Genomic DNA, 18,541 nt, shown 5'->3' on the forward strand with positions numbered 1-18,541 from the left:
TTTGAGGAGTTTTCTTTGGCAGCGGTCGTTATGCAGCAACGCGAGTTGGCGATAACCTTATGGCGTCAAACGTGGCCGATGGCCATTGGCGTGTTGGCGCTATTGGGTTTCCAGCTTGTAGATAGTGCTTTTATTGCCCGTTTGGGAACAGCGCCCTTGGCCGCTCAGTCATTCACCTTTCCTTTATCATTTCTGATTATTGGTATTCAGGTGGGAATGGGGATCGCGATTGCAGCGCTTATTTCCCGCGCCCTAGGGGCTGGAGAAGAGGGGAGGGCGAAGCGGTTAAGTAGCCTAGTGCTAATTGCCGGTGGGCTTGTCATTGGCCTACTAGTCGTATTGCTCTGGTTTCTTCAAGTGCCCATATTTAGGCTATTAGGTGCCGATGATACGGCGCTGGTCTATATTCACGCTTACTGGGGACCACAGCTATTTTCGGCTTGGCTAGGCGCACTGCTCTATTTTGTCTATAGCGTATTTCGTGCCCATGGCGATACACGGCTGCCAGGTAAGATGATGGTGCTTAGCAGTCTTATCAACCTGGGGCTGGATCCGCTGTTTATTTTTGGCGTCGGTTCTTGGCAAGGGTGGGGATTGCCAGGTGCAGCTTGGGCGACCGCCATCGCTTTTTCTGTCGGGCTTTTATTTAGCAGCATCAAGCTAAAGCGTCGGCAATGGACGATGACTACCGCGCTATGGCAGGAAGCCGGGCGCTCGTGGCGGCTCTTTACCGGTATTGCTGCTCCCGCTATGGTTAGCCAGCTGATGCCGCCACTGGCGGCAATGTTGGCAATCGCGGCTGTTGCTGGCTTGGGGGATACCCAGGTAGCGGCCTGGGGGCTTGCAAGCCGCCTTGAAACGGTTTCGCTGATGGTGATTTTAGCGATGACGATGTCACTACCACCTTGGCTTGGCCGTTGCTATGGGGCGGGCGACTGGGGACAGATTCAGCAGTTGATGCGCTTGGCAGTGAATGTCGCGTTGATATGGCAGCTCAGCCTGGGGCTGTTACTGGCGCTGGCTTCTCCCTGGGTGGCTATGGTGTTAGCTGGAAACCAGGAGGTGCAAAGTGAACTCGCGCTTCTAATTCGTTTTTTGTTGCCAAGTTATGCCGCATTGGGTGTGTGTATGCTGGTGGTATCTGCAGGTAACGCTCTCGGCTGGCCCCTTAGGGCGATGTTGCTTTCGAGTGCACGATTGTTTATTTGCTATCTACCTTGCTTATGGTTGGGTGCGCAGTTGTTTGGATGGACAGGCTTAGCCGCTGGCGCAGCAGTGGGTAATGTGTTGGCAGGCATTGTTGCTTGGATAGTGCTCAAGCGCATTTTATCCCGCCCGCATCGGCAGGCGGGGTTCAGCAAATAATGTAATTTAGTGCTTCTTAGGGGCTTCCTGGAACGAGAAGTACATAAATAGTAATGCCATGCCCAAGTAACCCATGACAAATTCAGGCGCCGCGTTAAAGGCCAGTTTTGGAGCGTGCATCAGTCCTACAAACGAGAAGCCTGCCGCAATGGCGGCAAATGCGGCTGCGCGCCGGAACTGATGGTCAATCACCGACACTGTCATTGCCCCTAAGAAGATGGCCATAAACATCGCACCTTGCCCCATGACAACAATGGCACTTGAAATATCGCTGACGACTTCACCAGCGCCTCGGTTAAAACGTGTCATCACGTAGTTGGCAAAGTAAGGGAGCATCGCCAGAGCAATCGCTGGGTAGTAGCGGGTATCGTTGGCTTGAAACGCAGTAGCAATCATCGACATGCCCACAAATACTAAGATAGGGGCCACTACCGAGACCGGAATAATGGCCGCTAAGGCAGCGATAAGGCCAAACATGGTGGCGAGCGCATAAACAGCACCGTTCAAAATACTGTAGCCTCGTCCTGCGCCCATCCATTTCGCACCTACCGTTGCGATATAAACAGTTGTCGGGAATACGCCGCCAAACAGCGCACCGATCATCGTGCCTGCCCCGTCAACTGCTTGACACTCACGCACATCGTATTTATCGCCAGCTGCTTCCATTGCTTCCACATTATTCATGGTTTCAATAGCGTTGTAGAGAGTGATGGGTAGCACGACGGTAAGTACGGCTAACATGCCGGTAAACAACAATCCTAGGCCTTCATACCATGCCAGATTGGGTAGCAAAGGGTAAAAGCCTAGGTGGGTAAATGCATCGCTGAAACGTTCGCTGCCTGCATCGCCAATCAAGTACGCCATTGCGGTTCCAACCACAATGGCAAATAGCGATGTCGGTAGCTTAAACGGCATGCTGACGCGTGCCACAAGACCAACAATGATAATGCCGAGCACCAGAAGTCCGATGATAGGCATTTCCAAGGTTTTAAACAGCATCTCACCGGCAATAAAGGTCAGTGCGACGCCAGCCACAGCACCCAACATGGCAGCCCGCGGCAAGTGATACTGCACCCAGCGGCCAATAATGCTAATCAAAGCTTCTATTGCGCCACTAATAAAACAGGCGGCGACGGCAACTTTCCAGGCTAATTCGGCATCACCCGTTAACTGTTTGGCAGGAAGCAATACGCCGAATAGAAACACAAACATGACCGGGGTAGAGATGCCGTAGGAGAGCGCGGTGACATCACTGCGGTTTTCCTTTCGTGCAAGTCTAGCGGCACTCCATGCGTAATAAAAATTGCCTGCCATGACTGCCACTGCAGCGCCAGGCAACACTTGGCCATAAACAATAGAGGTGGGGAATCCCATGCCCAGCATGGTGATCGCAATAATGACAAAGTTGGCAATATTGTTTTGAAACAGCGCGAAGAACGCGTCGGTATCTTCTTTCTTGTACCACGGATAGTGAGTGCCGGCAGCCGCCATGTTAGGCCTCTTAGTTATGGTGTGTTGTATACAAGGCTATGCTGAGTGTGCCGAAGGTTTGACTGATCGGTCAAGCATTGCGTTGTAGCAGACGCCGCACGGGCGCCCCAGGCTCTGGCGGCAAGCGCGCAATTGTACATAACAATCGCTTGTATGTTCAGTTGCTTATCTTCAACTCATCTACAAAAACGCCCAGGCAAATTGCCTGGGCGTTTTAGCAGTTGTTACTACCGTTACCAACAAATTGGCGTTATTCGTTAACCGCAGCGATGGCCTTAGCGAGGTAAGGTAAATTCTCGTGCGAGAATCCTGCAACGTTGGCACGGCCAGAGCGCACCATGTAAATACCGAACTCATCACGTAGGCGGTCTACTTGCTCCGGTGTTAAGCCGGTGTAAGAGAACATGCCGCGCTGCTCTGCAACGCATGCGTACTTATCATCAAGGCCGTAAGGTTTAAGGGCCTCAACGAAATCACGACGCAGCGTATTAATGCGATCCCGCATTTCGGTTAGCTCTTCACGCCACATTGCAGACAGCTCAGCGTCGTGGAGAATTTCACTAACAATCGCACCGCCATGGGCGGGCGGATTAGAATAGTTCTCACGGGCAACAATAGCTGCTTGAGAGCGAACGTTTTCCATTTGCTCAGCGTCTTTTGCAATTAGGATTAAGCAGCCAGTGCGTTCGCAGTAAATACCAAAGTTCTTCGAGCAGGAACTCGTGATGATGACTTCATCAAGGTTCTCGGCCAGTAGACGAACACCATAGGCATCTTCGTCCAACCCTTCACCGAACCCTTGATAAGCGAAATCAACCAATGGCAGCAGTTTACGCTCGCTCAGTACCGCCATTACTTCATTCCACTGATCTTTAGAGAGATCAAAGCCCGTCGGGTTGTGGCAGCAGGCGTGTAGCACCACAACGTCGCCTTCAGGAATTTTTTTCAGCGCTGCTAACATGCCGTTGAAATCAAGGCGGTTGTCAGCATCAACGTAAGGATATTTATGAAGTTCGATGCCTGCCGCGGTGAAAATACCGTGATGATTTGGCCAAGTAGGATCGCTGACCCAGATTCCTTTTCCAGGAAGCTGGTGAGCAATAAAGTCAGCGGCTAAGCGCAGTGCACCTGTTCCACCGGGAGACTGAGTAGCGCTCGCGCGGTTGGCTTTCAATACGGAAGAATCCGCACCTAATACCATAGGCAGCACAGCATCACCGTAAGCAGGGGCACCATGAGAGCCAATATAGGTCTTGGTGGTTTCATTCTTGAGCAGGCGAGCTTCTGCTTCCTTGACAGCACGCATGACCGGCGTATTGCCTTGTGCATCGCGGTAAACGCCAACCCCTAAATCGACTTTCTGCGGATTGGTGTCTTTTTTGAAAGCTTCGATCAGCCCGAGAATGGCATCTCCTGGGACTCGCTCAATTTGCTCAAACATTTATTCGGCTACCTCGTCGGTTCTGGCGGCAAGAATGAAATCATTAAGATGCAGGCCCTTTATTGCATGGGACCACCACGTGACGGTGGTTTTACCCCACTCAGTAACAATGACAGGGTGGTGCCCAGCCTGCTCTGCTAAGTCGCCGACGCGCTGGGTAAATGCCAGGGCATCAGCAAAGTTGCGAAACGTAAACTGTCTCGTCAGCTTCATGATGCCATCGTGATCAACAATCTGCCACTCTGAAAGCGCTTCTAGATGGGGTTGGCATGCGCTATAAGTTAGCGGTATGGCATTGCTACTGCAGGGTTCACAGGTGGTTTGAGCAAGGGTTGTCATATGTTGCCTCCTTTTTAATATTGCTCTTATCAGGGTAGAAGGCATACACAGTCACGACCAACCTCTTTGGCACTGTATAAAGCTTGATCTGCGCGCTCTATCAAGTTGGCTAAAGGCTCACCGCACCGATACTCCGCTACACCAATGCTCACCGTTACTTGGCCAGCACCAATTCCAAAATCGTAGCTTGCGATGGCATGTCGGAGACGGTCAGCGAGTTTATGGCATTGTTGCAGCGGTGTAAGCGGCAACACGACCATAAACTCTTCACCGCCAAGCCTTGCAACCATATCTTCGCAGCGGAGTAGTTGCTGAGTTTGGACGGCAAGCTGTTCAAGTACGCTATCGCCCTGCAAGTGTCCCCAGCGATCATTGAGCTGTTTAAAATGATCTATATCTACCATCATGATAGATAGAGGCGTCCCATGCCGCGTGCTCAGTGAGGCTAGGTGCGTTAAGTGCACCATAAGTTTGCGTCGGTTAGGCAAGCCCGTTAATGGGTCGGTATCGCAGAGCTTTCTTAGTCGCTGCTCTTCAGCGACTTGATCAGTAATGTCCATCATGATGCCGTCCCAGCGAACCCCAGTGGGTGTTGGGGAGGGGTTAGCACTTACCGCAATCCAGTGTGGTTTTCCTTTAGGAAATGGAAGTCTGAAGCGGGTAGTAAGCGGTAGCATCCAGCGCGCAGAGCGCTCAATAGATGACATTATTTTGGGATGATCGTGACCGGTTAAATGTTCAATTAGCTGGCCAGCATCATGTGCTAATTGTTGTCGATCAATGTGAACTAGCGCTTCGCCCCCACCTTCAAGATAGGGAAAATGCATACGGCCGCAATGTGATCGATAGAATTGAAAAATAACCCCAGGTATCTGGGATATCAGGCTATCAGTACTGTGTAGTACTGGGACTGAATCATTCACGGGCATGCGTGAGGCTCCAAAGCATATGCCAAATAAAAGTTAATCGTGAAGATTAGCCCTAAAAACGTAACTAATATGTAAGCTATTGCTGACAATTCCATCTTTTTTTAAAATTAATTGATATATGTATATTCAAAAAAAGAATTTAAGTGGCGTTTAACGATTAAGTGTCTACTGTTGAAGTATTGGCAAGAAACCAAAAGTTATATTGCTTTTTTGAATATTAAATTAATTTTTATTTTCGGGGTGTTTCTTTGAGCGAAGAAAAAGACGTCACTGTGCAAACAGATCATGCAGTCAGCGTTCAAAAAGTGAGTGCTGGTTTAGTGAGTTTAGTAGGTGCTGGTCCAGGGGACCCAGAGCTATTGACGTTAAAAGCTTATAAGCGGCTTCTGGCAGCTGAAGTGGTGCTCTACGACCGCCTCGTAAGCGATGAAGTGCTAGCCTTGATTAGACCTGAGGCTGAGCGGTTTTATGTTGGCAAGGCGAAGGCGTCGCACAGCGTCCCTCAAAATGAAATTAACCAAACATTGGTGGCTTGGGCCAAGCAAGGTAAGCAAGTTGTGCGTCTCAAGGGAGGGGATCCCTTTATTTTTGGTCGAGGTGGAGAAGAATTAGAAACGCTAGTGGCTGAAAACGTGGCGGTAGAAGTCATCCCGGGTATTACCGCGGCATCCGGTTGTGCAGCCTATGCGGGCATTCCTCTGACACACCGAGATCATGCGCAGTCGGTTCGCTTAGTCACTGGCCACTTGCAACATGGAGAGAATACGCTTGATTGGCAAGCGTTAGCTCGCCCTGGACAAACCTTGGTATTTTACATGGGGCTGAGTAACTTAGAAGCCATTTGCGTGGCGTTGATAGACCACGGTCTTGCTCCCAGCACACCGTTGGCGCTTGTTGAGCAAGGTACCACAAAGCATCAACGAACGCATATTGGGTGTTTGCAACTGTTGCCTGAAGCATTTCAGCAGGGTGAAATTAAACCACCTGCGTTATTGATTATTGGCAGCGTTGTAGAATTACACGCCAAGCTTTCTTGGTTTGAGGTTACCGCTGCGGATGCGATAGGCTTTAAAGAAGGTAAACACCAGACTAATCAAGAAGCGGGTAATAGTATGAATCGTTAGTCATAACCGTTTACGTTGATCACTGGCTAGATGTTGCTAAATGTGTATGCTAGTAAAGGAATGTCAGGTGTTAATGGCCTATCAACGCTGCTGATATCGGTAGCCTATAAAGAAGAGAGGGACGCAGTATGTCAGAAGCAAACCACTCGGATAATCAAGCGTCGGCGAGCAAGCCGGACATGAAAACGCTTTTTAAGGACAACCGTGTCAAAGGCATTGCTGGCATTGCCGCTATTGCTGTTATCTGGGCAATCATGGCGCAATCTAATTCAGGCACTCGGCAAGAACGCGTCGAGACGCTAGAAGGCCAGCTAGCAAGCGTTGAACAAGATAATAGCGAGCTCAGCCAGCGAATTGCTGAAGTTGAACAAGCTGAGACCAATTTAAGTGCGATGCGTGAAGAAATGGCGTCGCTGGAAGAGCAGCAAGCCCAGTCACAAAGTGATCTTGAGTCAGCTCAGCGCGATACGAGTGCGGTGCAATCTCATCTTGAGGAGTTAGAAGCTGAGCGTGATAACCTTCAGCAAGAAGTGGATACGTTAAGTGAGCAAGTAGAAAGCGCTGAAGCCGACTTGCAATCACTTAAAGAAGAACGTGATCAGGTGGTAAGCGCGCGTGATGAGGCTGAGTCTGCTCGCCAGGAAGTTGAAGAAGCTCGTCAAAGTGCCGAAGAAGCTCGCCAAGAAGCTGAGTCAGCTCGTCAGCAAGCTGAGCAGGAGCGCCAGGAAGCCGTAGACGAGCTAAATGCCGCTCAAGAGGAGTTGTCGAGCTTAGAGGCTCAGATTAGCGAATCAAACGAACAACTGACCGGTATTGAGGAAGAAGTTTCTACAGTTCAAAGTGAACTTGAGGATTTACAAAGCGAGCGTGACTCCCTCACCAGTGAGCGGGATGAGTTGCAAAGCGATGTTGATTCGTTAACCGAGCTACGTGATGAAGAGCAGCAAAGCCTCGACCAAGTGCGCACTGAGATGGATGATCTTATGGTTGCGCTAGATATTGGTCGTGAAGAAGTGGCCAACGTTGAGAGTGATATTGAAGCCCGTGAAGAGCAACTGGCACGCCTGGAAACCCAGCTTAGTGATTGGCGTGATGAGCTCTCATCTTTGGAGAGTCGCTTACATGTAAGCGATGCAGCGAATGACGAAGTGCCTTCTCTGACTGATGAGCAGAGTGACAACGCTGATTCAAATGATTCTGAGCAGGCTGAAGAGGTCAGTTCTGAAGAGCAGGACCAACAAAACAGTAACTAATCCATACACCTGAGCGTGCGCTAATTGCTAGCGCAATAAAGCGGATGTAGGCACCCCCTGCATCCGCTTTTTGCATGTTGGTTTAGAAATAGGCCGCCTAGGAGTATCATTAAAACCACGGAAAGACTGGTCGCAAAAGATTGGCCGCAAAAGGTTGATCGTAAAAGATAGGAGTGCCATTGATGGACGGCGTAAAACATATAGTAGCAGTGGCATCCGGGAAAGGTGGTGTCGGCAAATCGACCGTTACTGTGAACTTGGCACTAGCACTCTCTGCTCAGGGCTATCGTGTTGGCGTACTGGATGCTGATATTTACGGTCCTAGCCAAGCGCAAATGTTGGGTGTTAAAGAGGGTGTACGTCCTCAGGCGGCAGATGACAATAAGTTCCTGCCGCTAGAGGCGCACGGCCTGCAAGCGATGTCGATGGCCTTTATGGTTAACACCCGTGAGGCAATGGTATGGCGTGGTCCGATGGTAGTTGGTGCATTTCAGCAAATGCTGACACAAACTCAATGGGATAACCTGGATTTCCTGCTGATTGATATGCCGCCAGGTACTGGCGATATTCAACTGACACTGGCGCAAAAAGTGCCTGTTTCAGGTGCTGTGATTGTAACCACGCCCCAGGATATTGCGCTCCTTGATGCCCGCAAAGGCATAGAGATGTTCCGCAAGGTCAATGTGCCAGTACTAGGCGTTGTGGAGAACATGAGCCTGTACCATTGTGAAAATTGTGGCCACGAAGCGGCAATTTTTGGGACTGGTGGCGGTGATCTCATTGCAGAAGAGTACGATACAACCGTTCTTGGGCGGTTGCCGTTAACGCTGTCTATTCGTGAGTTAGCTGACTCTGGACGCCCCAGCGTAATTTCCGAACCCGATAGCTCAGTGAGCCGCACGTTTGCAGACATTGCCCACCAAGTAGCGCAATCGGTAAATGCTAGCCATAGCGGTGGTCCGACTATTTCTTTTAGCGAGTGATGACGTAACAAATGAGTATTAAATCTGATAAGTGGATTCGTCGCATGGCACAGAGCGATGCCATGATTGAACCGTTTGAAGCTGAGCAGGTGCGCTATGTGAATGATCAGCGCGTGATTTCTTACGGCACGTCGAGCTACGGTTACGACGTTCGCTGCGCCGATGAATTTAAAGTGTTTACCAACATACATTCGGCCATTGTCGACCCAAAAGCGTTTGATGACAAAAGCTTCGTCGATATTAAGGGCGATGTGTGTATTATCCCGCCAAACTCCTTCGCATTAGCACGAACGGTAGAGTACTTTCGTATTCCTCGCAGTGTGCTGACGATTTGCCTTGGAAAATCCACTTACGCGCGCTGCGGCATTATTGTCAACGTAACGCCGCTTGAGCCAGAGTGGGAAGGGCATGTGACGCTTGAGTTTTCAAATACTACCAATCTGCCCGCCAAGATCTACGCGCATGAAGGGGTAGCTCAGATGCTGTTCCTTGAATCTGATGAGGTGTGTGAAACATCTTATAAAGATCGTGGCGGCAAATATATGGGGCAACGAGGCGTTACGCTGCCTCGCACTTAATGTTTGCAAGCCAAGCGAAAAACGCCTTACTCGCTAATAGCGGTAAGGCGTTTTTTTATGGTCAGGCCAGTAACGTTTACGTATTTTCGTCTAGCTCTTCTGCAGCATCTGTGTGTGAGAGCCGCATACCATGTGGGGGAAGGGGATGCCCATCCATGGTGGCGTTTTCAGCGTTATACTGTAGACGGCCTTGCAAGAACCACTGAACGGCAATTGGGTAGATAAGGTGTTCACGAGCGTGCACCTTTTCCTTAAGCGTCTCAACGGTATCTTCATTTGAAACGTTCAGTTCTGCTTGTAGCACAACAGGCCCACCGTCTAGCTCTTCAGTGACAAAATGCACGCTACAGCCATGCTGTTTGACACCGTCTGCCAGCGCTCGAGCGTGAGTATTTAGCCCTTGATAAGCCGGAAGCAAAGACGGATGGATATTGAGCATTTTGCCTAAAAAACGCTGCACAAAGCGGGGCGTCAGAATGCGCATAAAGCCTGCTAAAACAATCAGGTCAGGCTCATGGCGTTCGATGACTTTGATCAACGCTCCGTCGTAAGCATCGCGGCTGTCATATTCACGGTGTGGTAGCGCAACAGCTTCAATGTCCGCTTCCAAGGCGCGCTTCAAGCCATAGGCATCCGGCTCATTAGAAATAACCGCGACGATTTCACCGCCAAGTCGATCATGGCTTTGCGCGTCAATGAGCGCCTGTAAATTACTGCCACTGCCGGAAATCAATACCACAATACGTCGTGCGGCTGTTGGTTCTGGTGCCATGTCGTTTATGGTGTCGTTGAACGTGCCGTTATTGAAGTCGGTACTGCTCATGCGCGAAGGTTCTCCAATACGACGGCTTCCTCCTGGCGCTGAATAATCTGACCAATTCGGTAAACGGTCTCGCCTTGAGCTTGCAGGTGCTCCATAGCGTCTTCAGCTTGGGCCTGGGGTACTACAACCACCATGCCGATGCCGCAGTTCAGTACGCGGTGCATTTCGGTTTCACTGACATTGCCTTGGGCTTGTAACCAGTTAAATACTTCTGGACGCTGCCAGGTAGAAAGATCGACGTGGGCAGCGAGGGTGTCGGGTAGAACACGGGGAATGTTTTCCAGTAAACCACCACCCGTAATATGGGAGAGCGCGTGAACGGGAATATCTGTGCCGCGCATCATCGACAGCAACGACTTCACATAAATACGCGTCGGCGCCATTAACGCGTCGCCAAGTGGCTGCCCATCTACAGTGTCATTGAGTGAAGTGTTGCTAACTTCCAGGATTTTGCGAATCAGCGAGTAGCCATTAGAGTGCGGGCCAGAAGAAGCAAGCCCCAGCAATACATCGCCTTCGGCTACCTTGCTGCCGTCTAAAATATCGGCCTTCTCAACAATACCTACGCAGAAGCCTGCCAAGTCATAGTCATTGCCTTCGTACATGCCGGGCATTTCGGCAGTTTCGCCACCAACTAATGCGCAACCAGCCAGTTCGCAACCAGCGCCAATGCCGGTCACGACATCTGCGGCGATATCCACGTCCAGCTTACCCGTGGCATAGTAGTCAAGGAATAGCAGCGGTTCGGCACCGGCAACGATCAAATCGTTGACACACATAGCGACAAGGTCAATACCAATGGTGTCATGCTTACCAAGGTCCATGGCAAGACGTAGCTTAGTGCCGACACCATCCGTGCCGGATACCAAGACTGGCTGCTTATAACCAGCGGGAAGCTCACACAGTGCGCCAAACCCGCCAAGGCCACCCATGACTTCAGGGCGTGTTGTGCGTTTGGCAACGTGTTTGATGCGATCAACTAGCGCGTTGCCGGCATCAATATCGACACCTGCGTCTTTATAGCTGAGTGAGGGAGTGGCCTGAGAAGTGGAGGTATCGGTCATGACAGATCCTGTGAAGCCTATAGCAGTGCGGGTAGTGCTGGCGAAATGGCCAGTGCTGGGGCGATAACGGAACGGATTGTAACACCCAGAGACGTATGTCGCATCGATGTGCGGCGTTAACCGATGTTCAATACGCTACTTTTGTTACTATTCAGTACGCTAAGGGCGCTAACCATCTTTCCAGGAGGGATATAAAGAGCATGCGACATTCATGGTGGGGCGTTGTTTTTTTGGTGGTGTTGGTGGGCTGCCTGTACTTATTAGATGCGGTACTGATGCCATTTATTGCGGGTTTAATTTTGGCCTATCTGGCTGACCCGCTTGCTAATTATTTCCAGCGGTTAGGCATGAAGCGGCCCTGGGCAGTGAGTAGCGTCTTTTTTGTCCTGTTACTGATCCTTATTTTAAGCCTGCTTATTTTGATTCCGCTGGTTGTTCAGCAAACAAAACAGCTGGGAGAGGCATTGCCGAGTGTCTTTAATTGGATTGAGAACATATTAGCGCCACAAGTTCAGGAGTGGACGGGTTACGACTTGGGCGCGGAGCTAACGAACGTTAGAGAAACTTTAATCGAAAACTGGCGAGATGCAGGTAGCTATGCAGCTCAGGCGTTGAGTCAAATAGGCCGTTCTGGGATGGCTTTTGTTTCCTGGGTTACCTATGTTGCCCTAATTCCTGTCGTAACGTTCTATTTGCTACTTGATTGGAACAGGCTGATTTCTAGTCTTGCTGATTTGGTTCCTCGTCAATGGACAAGTGATGTTTCCCGTTTGGCTCAGCGCTGTGATGAAGTTCTATCAGCTTTCCTGCGTGGCCAGCTACTGGTTATGCTGTGTTTGGGCATTATTTATGCGGCGGGCCTTACGTTGATGGGGCTGAATTTCGGCCTGTTGATTGGTGTTGTATCGGGGCTTGTCAGTATTGTGCCGTTCCTAGGCTTTATTGTGGGTTTAGTGGTGGCACTTATTGTGGCGCTTTTCCAGTTTGATACATGGTGGGCTGTACTGGGTGTAATCGCTGTATTCGGTATCGGTCAAGCAGCAGAAAGTGTCATACTTCAGCCTAAACTGTTAGGCGATAAAATCGGTTTGCATCCTGTCGCAGTTATCTTTGCGGTACTGGCGGGTGGTCATCTTTTCGGCCTGACGGGGGTATTATTAGCATTGCCTGCAGCAGCGGTCATTATGGTGCTTTTGAGGGAAATTAAAGATCGTTATAAAGGCAGTGCTCTCTATGATGCCGAGCAACGTCCTATAGAACAGCAACATGACAATGATGGACTGGGTCGTCACGACGAAAGGGAGTCACCATGAGCCGATTACCGGCACAGCTACCGCTTGGGGTAGGGTTGCGAGACGACGCGACTTTTAATAATTACTATGCCTCAGAATCAAACGCTTCATTGATGGAGTATTTGAGTCGGCAGCTTGAGTTTGACGCTGAGCCTTTTTTATATTTATGGGGCGCGCCGGGCAGTGGTCGTAGTCATCTTTTACAGGCGGCCTGTCACGCTGCTTCAGATGCTGACAAGCGGGCACTTTATCTTCCATTGGCAGACCTAGGTCATTTTCCTCCGCTGATGCTGGAGGACATTGAGCGCTTGGATCTTGTCGCCATTGACGATCTTGAATATGTGATAGGGCGTAAGCGTTGGGAAGAAGCACTGTTTCACGCTTTTAATCGGCTGCGTGATGCGGGAAAAGCTCTAGTAATTGCCGCCAATACGTCTCCACGTCAGTTAGATGTTGCATTGCCTGACCTGGCATCAAGGCTTACCTGGGGAGTCACGTTTCATCTGCATCCATTGGATGATAACGAACGCCTAGCGGCGTTAAAGCTTCGTGCCAACGTACGTGGTATGCAGTTGCCTGATGACGTAGGACGCTACATTATGCACCGTGGGCCGCGTGAACTAGGGGATTTGTGTCGTGCACTTGAGACGCTTGATCAAGCATCTTTATCCGCTAAACGTAAACTGACTATCCCTTTCGTCAAGTCCGCTCTTAATTGGTAAAGCGCAATTGGCAAAACGCCCCTGCCAGATCACTGGCAGGGGCGTTTTAATGACAGCAAGTCAATAGCCGTAACAGATTAAGCAGTTTTGCTCATTTTGCTAGCAGCAGCTTGCGCTTGCTTAACATTGTCTTCTGTCAGCTTTTGGCCTTTCTGCAAGAAGTCTTGCTGAAGAGCAACGACTTTATCTGCATCGCCTTTTACACGCTCAGCCAGTTCTTTAGCCACTTTCTGCTGACCTTCCATGTAGCTACGCAGGCCGTCAGCGTCTTTCACGCTCATCAGCTGACGCATTTGGGCGATGCCGGTATCTACATAAGATTTGTTAGCATCAAGCTGTGCGTTCAGCATTTTTTCAGAATAATCGATGCTTAGCGTCATGTATGCACGCACAGGTGCCATGAACATGTTGTCGAATTGCTGAGTCATTTCGTTGGTGTTAAATGTTTGCATGGTAAACACTCCTGTTCCATTGCCTACTAATCGGCCCATTGATTGACGGTGCCGTTAGTATTGGTTGATCAGCAACGGTTTTGTTAAGTATTCACCGCAGCTGATATCTAGTTATCTTGCGTTGCAGCATAACAGGGGTTTTTGTGCAGTGCAACATTGCGGTGAAGTGGATTTAAATATCGTGTGAGTGTGGCTGTGGTAGCCGATGATCCGCACGGATTTACCTAATGCGTTGGTGGCGCTAGGCTTAAGTGTATAGATAACCGTCATCACTAAAATAAGCGTTGAGAAACGTAATGTTAGTGATCTGAGCAGTGTTAGCTAAATCGTTTATAAGAGGAGTGCCAGGATGGACACACGTATTGAACGGGATAGCATGGGCGAACTTGATGTACCGGCCACTGCACTTTATGGCGCCCAAACCCAGCGTGCTATTAACAACTTTCCTGTCTCGCATACGCCAATGCCTACAGCGTTTATTCATGCTGTCGCGCGGATAAAACTCGCTGCTGCGCGAAGTAACTGTAAGCTGGGGTTGCTGGATAAGTCCCGCGCAGAGGCGATTGAGAATGCTGCCCGGGCAGTGATTGGCGGTCAGCATGATGCGCATTTTCCAATCGATGTTTTCCAGACAGGCTCTGGTACGTCGACAAATATGAACGTCAATGAAGTGATAGCGACGCTTGCCAGTCGTGAAGGGGTTGAAGTAACGCCAAATGATCACGTTAATATGGGGCAGTCCAGTAACGACGTTATCCCAACGGCCATTCACGTATCGGCAGCGATAGCTGTTAATGAAACGCTTCGTCCCGCATTGGTGACGCTGCAGGCCACGATTGATCGTAGAGCGAGTGAGCTGGCCCACGTTGTTAAAACAGGTCGTACCCATCTGATGGATGCCATGCCGCTGCGTATGGATCAAGAACTAGGTGCGTGGTCGAGCCAAGTAGGGCAGGCTATTGAGCGTTTTGACAGCGCCATGACAAGGCTGTGTCGGTTAGCGCAAGGCGGTACGGCGGTGGGCACTGGTATTAATGCACCTGAAGGGTTTGCTGAGCTAATGGCTAGCGACTTAAGTCAGCAAACAGGCCTATCTTTTGTGCCTAATGATAGCTTTTTTGCCAGTTTGGCATCCCAGGATGCTGCCGTAGAGCTATCGGGGCAGTTAAAGGGATTCGCTTGTGTCGTCATGAAGATAGCTAACGATTTGCGATGGATGAATTCAGGACCTTTGGCAGGGTTGGGCGAGATTGAACTTGAGGCACTACAGCCTGGCAGTTCCATTATGCCGGGTAAGGTAAATCCTGTGATTCCTGAGTCGGCCGCTCAAGCGGCAGCGCAAGTCATCGGCCTGGATGCCGCGGTAACGGTGGCTGGGCAGAGTGGAAACTTTCAGCTCAACGTGATGCTGCCGCTAGTAGCTTCGAATCTTCTCACTTCTATTGAATTGATGAGTAACACAGCCACCTTGCTGGGTGAGCGTGCTATCGCCACATTCAAAGTGCGTGACGATAATTTACAAGGACCGCTTGCACGGAATCCTATTTTAGTCACGGCTCTTAATAACGTGATTGGCTATAACGCTGCCGCTGCGGTGGCTAAAAAAGCCTATCAGGCTGGGCGACCAATCATCGACGTAGCAGAGGAAGAAACTGATCTAGATCGCTCAACGCTCGAGCGTTTGCTAGACCCTGCTGTACTAACGAAAGGAGGCATACCTGAGTAGCCTCTTTTGAGATGTTAAGAGGGCAGGCGGTTATGTTTCTTGCGTTTCCGTTTTGCCCTTTTGAATGGTTTCGTTCGCCTCTTGCCGCTCTTCTGCACTGGCGTCGGGTGTTTCGTGTTCATCTTGGCGCGAAGGTCGATAACAAAAAGTGGCTAATATAGGAAAGTGGTCAGACCCAAACGCCCCAAGTCGCTGCATGTTTACGAGGGTGAAGTGCTCGCTTACAAATGCATGGTCGAGAGGCCAGCGTAATATGGGGTAATTAGCGTGAAAGGTGCTGTACAAGCCGCGACCACGACGCGGATCTAGCATGCCACCGATACGACAAAAACGGCGTGTTGTACGTGACCAGGCAACATCATTCAGATCACCGGCGACAATAGTGGCCTTTGGGTTTCGATGTATTTCTTTTCCAATCCATAAAAGTTCTGCGTCACGCCATAAAGATTTTTCGCTTTCACTGGGGGCTGGGGGTCTAGGATGAACGGCAAATAAGCGAATATGCTGGCCGCTTTTGAGTTCTACCCGGGTGTGAATCGAAGGTATGTCGTCCTGAATTAGCCACTTAATCTCAGTATCTTTCAGCGCTAGGCGCGAATATAGGTGCATACCATAAAGGTTATCTAAGGGGATCTTAACGCTATAAGGCCACTGTGTATCTAATGCCGGGTCAAGCTGTTCTTGCCACCATTGGTCCGATTCTAGCGTGAGAATCATGTCGGGCTGGTGGTGGGATATCATCTCAAGTAGTTTTTTTGATTGACGGTTTGGTGTTAGTACATTGGCGATTAACAGCGTTATCATCTGGTCTTTAGGGGCATTATGAGCGGCTTTTACCTGCACAGGCCAGAGCTTTGTCCATGGCAAAATGTAGCGCAGTTGAAGCGCTAGCGTAACGAGTGAGACAAGTATCGCGGTAACACGCCACTGCCCAGGGTTTAATAACCAAAGGCTTGCTAAGCCACATACTAACGCGAGTACAGCAATTTGCAGTCGGGGAAATTCAAAACTGCGTACCCACCACCAGCGCATTGGCACGCGGGCAATAAGTGTGGCGAGTAACAATGAGATGGCAATGCATCCTAGCAAAGGCCCGAGCAAGGTTTACCTCCTGGTTCAACCGTGAATAGTTGTGAATCTCTGATTAGCTTAGCGTTAAGAAGAGATAAGTGTCGATCTCACTTTGCAATTGAGAAGAATTTGTTCATTCGCCTCATTTCAAAGCGCTAAAAACTACTTGCAATTCAGCTATGAAGCCGTAGAATACGCATCCGTTGCACAGCAGGACCATAGCTCAGTTGGTTAGAGCGCCACGTTGACATCGTGGAGGTCGGCGGTTCAAATCCGCCTGGTCCTACCATATTACGTGCAGATGATTAGCTACATTTAGGACCATAGCTCAGTTGGTTAGAGCGCCACGTTGACATCGTGGAGGTCGGCGGTTCAAATCCGCCTGGTCCTACCAGATACTTAAAAGCCCCATGCTCCTTAGCATGGGGCTTTTTTTATGGCTAATCGATAAAGCTAGTCGATAAAAAAAGCTAGTCGATAAAGAGGGGGAGGTCAGTCTGGCGAATAAACGTAGCCACCAGTGCTTCAATGCCAGCCTGATCTTCCAGACTAAAGCGTGCGTGCTGGGGGCTGTCTAAGTCAAGCACTCCCCAGAGATGGCTGTCGATCACGATAGGAGCAACGAGCTCTGAGCGGGAGTCGGCATCGCAGGCGATATGATCAGCAATAGAGTGAACGTCATCAACCCGTTGGGTAGCTTGTTGTCGCGCAGCAGCCCCGCAAACACCTTTGTTGAAGGGGATAGGATTGCACGCGGGTTTACCCTGAAATGGGCCAAGGCTGAGTTGGTTGGGCTGGCGGTGCAAATAGAACCCTACCCAGTTGACGTCGCTTAGCGCGTGTTGAATAAAGGCGCAGGTTTGTGCGCTGTTAGTTAGCCAATCACGTGTGTCTAGCAGAGCTTCAAGCTGCCGATTAAGCAACGCATAATCAACACTATACATACGAATTCCTTATAGAATTAAACACATCAGGCCAGCCCTAAGGCTGGCCTGATTAAAACGATAGAGAAAACCGTACTGCTTATTCGATCCAACCGGGTACGGCTGCCCCTTTAAACAGTTCTTCTGCTTTTTCGATAACTTCATCGCGCTGATAGGCGTCAACAAGTTGACGGATTTCTTCACGATCTTCATCACCGCCACGTACCGCAATCAAGTTAACGTAAGGGGATTCTGGACCTTCCTTGATTAGCGCGTCACTCAGGCTCAAGCCAGCCGGTTGAGCAAACGTATTGTTAATGAACGCCATGTCGACGTCTGGTAGTACACGAGGTAGTTGTGCAGCTTCAATTTCGCGGAAACGGAAGTCGCGTGGATTTTCAGCGATGTCGATGGGGGTAGCTTCCAGGTTGTCCGGATCATTGAGTGTGATCAGACCCTGGTTGTGCATCAGAATGAGTGCACGCCCTTCATTTGACGGGTCGTTGGGCAGTGCGATTTGAGCGCCATCGGGCAGTTCTTCGATGCTGTCGTACTTCTCAGAATAAGCACCGATCGGGTAAACAAAAGTGTAGCCCGCAATGGCAAGATCATACCCACGGTCATTAACCATGGCTTGTAGATACGGTTCGTGCTGGTAAGCGTTTGCGTCTAGGCTGCCATCGGCGAGAGCGGCGTTCGGCGTGACGTAGTCAGTGAACTCAATAATCTCGACGTTTAGGTCGTGCTCTTCTTTGGCAATTCGCGCTGCCACTTCCATAACTTCGGTTTCCGGGCCTGCCACAGTGCCCATTTTGATGGTGCGTGTTTCTGCGTTGGCAACGTTAACCGCAAGGGCTAAGGTAGTCAGGCTGCCGATAAGTAGTTTTTGCATGTTGTCACTCCTGTGGCGCAGTAAAGGTTGGATGTGATTATGCGGCAATAAGAAATAAAATTCTAATGCGTTT

At 50.0% G+C, this 18,541-nt stretch carries 18 protein-coding genes and 2 tRNA genes; 10 read left to right on the plus strand and 10 right to left on the minus strand.

Features of this window, described 5'->3' with window-relative positions; genetic code table 11:
• The first annotated feature begins 30 nt into the window (after positions 1 to 30).
• Positions 31 to 1,365, plus strand: coding sequence for an MATE family efflux transporter (locus B6A39_RS07915; protein ID WP_083007879.1), 1,335 nt, complete (start codon positions 31 to 33; stop codon positions 1,363 to 1,365).
• 6 nt (positions 1,366 to 1,371) lie between these two features.
• Here B6A39_RS07915 and B6A39_RS07920 read toward each other — a convergent pair whose 3' ends face one another.
• The 4 genes from B6A39_RS07920 to B6A39_RS07935 all read right to left on the minus strand — a co-directional run bounded on the left by B6A39_RS07920 (position 1,372) and on the right by B6A39_RS07935 (position 5,565).
• Positions 1,372 to 2,856 carry a uracil permease gene (locus tag B6A39_RS07920; protein ID WP_083003568.1) on the minus strand — a complete coding sequence of 495 codons (1,485 nt, stop codon included), beginning with the start codon at positions 2,854 to 2,856 and terminating at the stop codon, positions 1,372 to 1,374.
• Between the two features lie 250 nt (positions 2,857 to 3,106).
• A complete protein-coding gene (locus B6A39_RS07925; RefSeq protein WP_083003571.1) occupies positions 3,107 to 4,297 on the minus strand; it encodes an amino acid aminotransferase in 1,191 nt (396 codons plus the stop codon).
• The gene (locus tag B6A39_RS07930; RefSeq protein ID WP_083003574.1) at positions 4,298 to 4,636 is read right to left on the minus strand and encodes a 4a-hydroxytetrahydrobiopterin dehydratase; all 339 of its coding nucleotides are present in this window, start codon (positions 4,634 to 4,636) and stop codon (positions 4,298 to 4,300) included.
• Positions 4,637 to 4,665: 29 nt separating this feature from the next.
• Positions 4,666 to 5,565 carry a GGDEF domain-containing protein gene (locus tag B6A39_RS07935; RefSeq protein WP_083003577.1) on the minus strand — a complete coding sequence of 300 codons (900 nt, stop codon included), beginning with the start codon at positions 5,563 to 5,565 and terminating at the stop codon, positions 4,666 to 4,668.
• A gap of 320 nt (positions 5,566 to 5,885) precedes the next feature.
• On the opposite strand from B6A39_RS07935, the gene cobA reads away from it, so the two are divergent.
• The 4 genes from cobA (at position 5,886) to dcd (ending at position 9,503) form a co-directional block, all read left to right on the plus strand.
• A complete protein-coding gene (gene cobA, locus B6A39_RS07940; RefSeq protein ID WP_083007880.1) occupies positions 5,886 to 6,689 on the plus strand; it encodes a uroporphyrinogen-III C-methyltransferase in 804 nt (267 codons plus the stop codon).
• A gap of 128 nt (positions 6,690 to 6,817) precedes the next feature.
• Positions 6,818 to 7,942: a kinesin gene (locus B6A39_RS07945; RefSeq protein ID WP_083003580.1), complete on the plus strand. Its 1,125-nt coding sequence runs from the start codon at positions 6,818 to 6,820 to the stop codon at positions 7,940 to 7,942.
• Between the two features lie 182 nt (positions 7,943 to 8,124).
• Complete coding sequence (apbC, locus tag B6A39_RS07950) at positions 8,125 to 8,925, plus strand: iron-sulfur cluster carrier protein ApbC (RefSeq protein WP_083003583.1); 801 nt, start codon at positions 8,125 to 8,127, stop codon at positions 8,923 to 8,925.
• 11 nt (positions 8,926 to 8,936) lie between these two features.
• Positions 8,937 to 9,503 carry a dCTP deaminase gene (gene dcd, locus B6A39_RS07955; protein ID WP_009723443.1) on the plus strand — a complete coding sequence of 189 codons (567 nt, stop codon included), beginning with the start codon at positions 8,937 to 8,939 and terminating at the stop codon, positions 9,501 to 9,503.
• A gap of 76 nt (positions 9,504 to 9,579) precedes the next feature.
• Here the strand turns inward: dcd and purN are convergent, their stop codons facing one another.
• Together purN and purM are read right to left on the minus strand one after the other, a co-directional pair.
• A complete protein-coding gene (gene purN, locus B6A39_RS07960) occupies positions 9,580 to 10,326 on the minus strand; it encodes a phosphoribosylglycinamide formyltransferase (RefSeq protein ID WP_083003586.1) in 747 nt (248 codons plus the stop codon).
• Positions 10,323 to 11,390, minus strand: a complete 1,068-nt coding sequence (gene purM, locus B6A39_RS07965; RefSeq protein ID WP_083003589.1) for a phosphoribosylformylglycinamidine cyclo-ligase — start codon at positions 11,388 to 11,390, stop codon at positions 10,323 to 10,325. The genes purN and purM overlap by 4 nt, the downstream gene beginning before the upstream one ends.
• Before the next feature lie 200 nt (positions 11,391 to 11,590).
• Here purM and B6A39_RS07970 point away from each other — a divergent pair, with 200 nt between their 5' ends.
• A complete protein-coding gene (locus tag B6A39_RS07970) occupies positions 11,591 to 12,703 on the plus strand; it encodes an AI-2E family transporter (RefSeq protein WP_083003592.1) in 1,113 nt (370 codons plus the stop codon).
• Complete coding sequence (gene hda / locus B6A39_RS07975) at positions 12,700 to 13,404, plus strand: DnaA regulatory inactivator Hda (protein WP_083003594.1); 705 nt, start codon at positions 12,700 to 12,702, stop codon at positions 13,402 to 13,404. Before B6A39_RS07970 ends, hda begins: the two co-directional genes overlap by 4 nt.
• Before the next feature lie 77 nt (positions 13,405 to 13,481).
• On the opposite strand, the gene B6A39_RS07980 is transcribed toward hda, so the two are convergent.
• Positions 13,482 to 13,856, minus strand: coding sequence for a phasin family protein (locus tag B6A39_RS07980; protein WP_083003597.1), 375 nt, complete (start codon positions 13,854 to 13,856; stop codon positions 13,482 to 13,484).
• Positions 13,857 to 14,205: 349 nt separating this feature from the next.
• Here B6A39_RS07980 and B6A39_RS07985 point away from each other — a divergent pair, with 349 nt between their 5' ends.
• On the plus strand, positions 14,206 to 15,582 hold the full coding sequence (locus B6A39_RS07985; RefSeq protein WP_083003600.1) for a class II fumarate hydratase: 1,377 nt from the start codon (positions 14,206 to 14,208) through the stop codon (positions 15,580 to 15,582).
• 30 nt (positions 15,583 to 15,612) lie between these two features.
• On the opposite strand, the gene B6A39_RS07990 is transcribed toward B6A39_RS07985, so the two are convergent.
• On the minus strand, positions 15,613 to 16,683 hold the full coding sequence (locus B6A39_RS07990; RefSeq protein ID WP_083003604.1) for an endonuclease/exonuclease/phosphatase family protein: 1,071 nt from the start codon (positions 16,681 to 16,683) through the stop codon (positions 15,613 to 15,615).
• 182 nt (positions 16,684 to 16,865) lie between these two features.
• On the opposite strand from B6A39_RS07990, the gene B6A39_RS07995 reads away from it, so the two are divergent.
• Positions 16,866 to 16,942 (plus strand) — tRNA-Val (locus B6A39_RS07995).
• Positions 16,943 to 16,970: 28 nt separating this feature from the next.
• Positions 16,971 to 17,047: transfer RNA gene (locus tag B6A39_RS08000), tRNA-Val, on the plus strand.
• Positions 17,048 to 17,123: 76 nt separating this feature from the next.
• On the opposite strand, the gene B6A39_RS08005 is transcribed toward B6A39_RS08000, so the two are convergent.
• Positions 17,124 to 17,597, minus strand: a complete 474-nt coding sequence (locus tag B6A39_RS08005; protein ID WP_083003607.1) for a GAF domain-containing protein — start codon at positions 17,595 to 17,597, stop codon at positions 17,124 to 17,126.
• A gap of 79 nt (positions 17,598 to 17,676) precedes the next feature.
• Positions 17,677 to 18,468: a MetQ/NlpA family ABC transporter substrate-binding protein gene (locus tag B6A39_RS08010; protein WP_083003610.1), complete on the minus strand. Its 792-nt coding sequence runs from the start codon at positions 18,466 to 18,468 to the stop codon at positions 17,677 to 17,679.
• Positions 18,469 to 18,541: the final 73 nt, after the last annotated feature.

Source organism: Halomonas sp. GT, from assembly GCF_002082565.1.
Classification (GTDB): Bacteria; Pseudomonadota; Gammaproteobacteria; order Pseudomonadales; family Halomonadaceae; genus Vreelandella.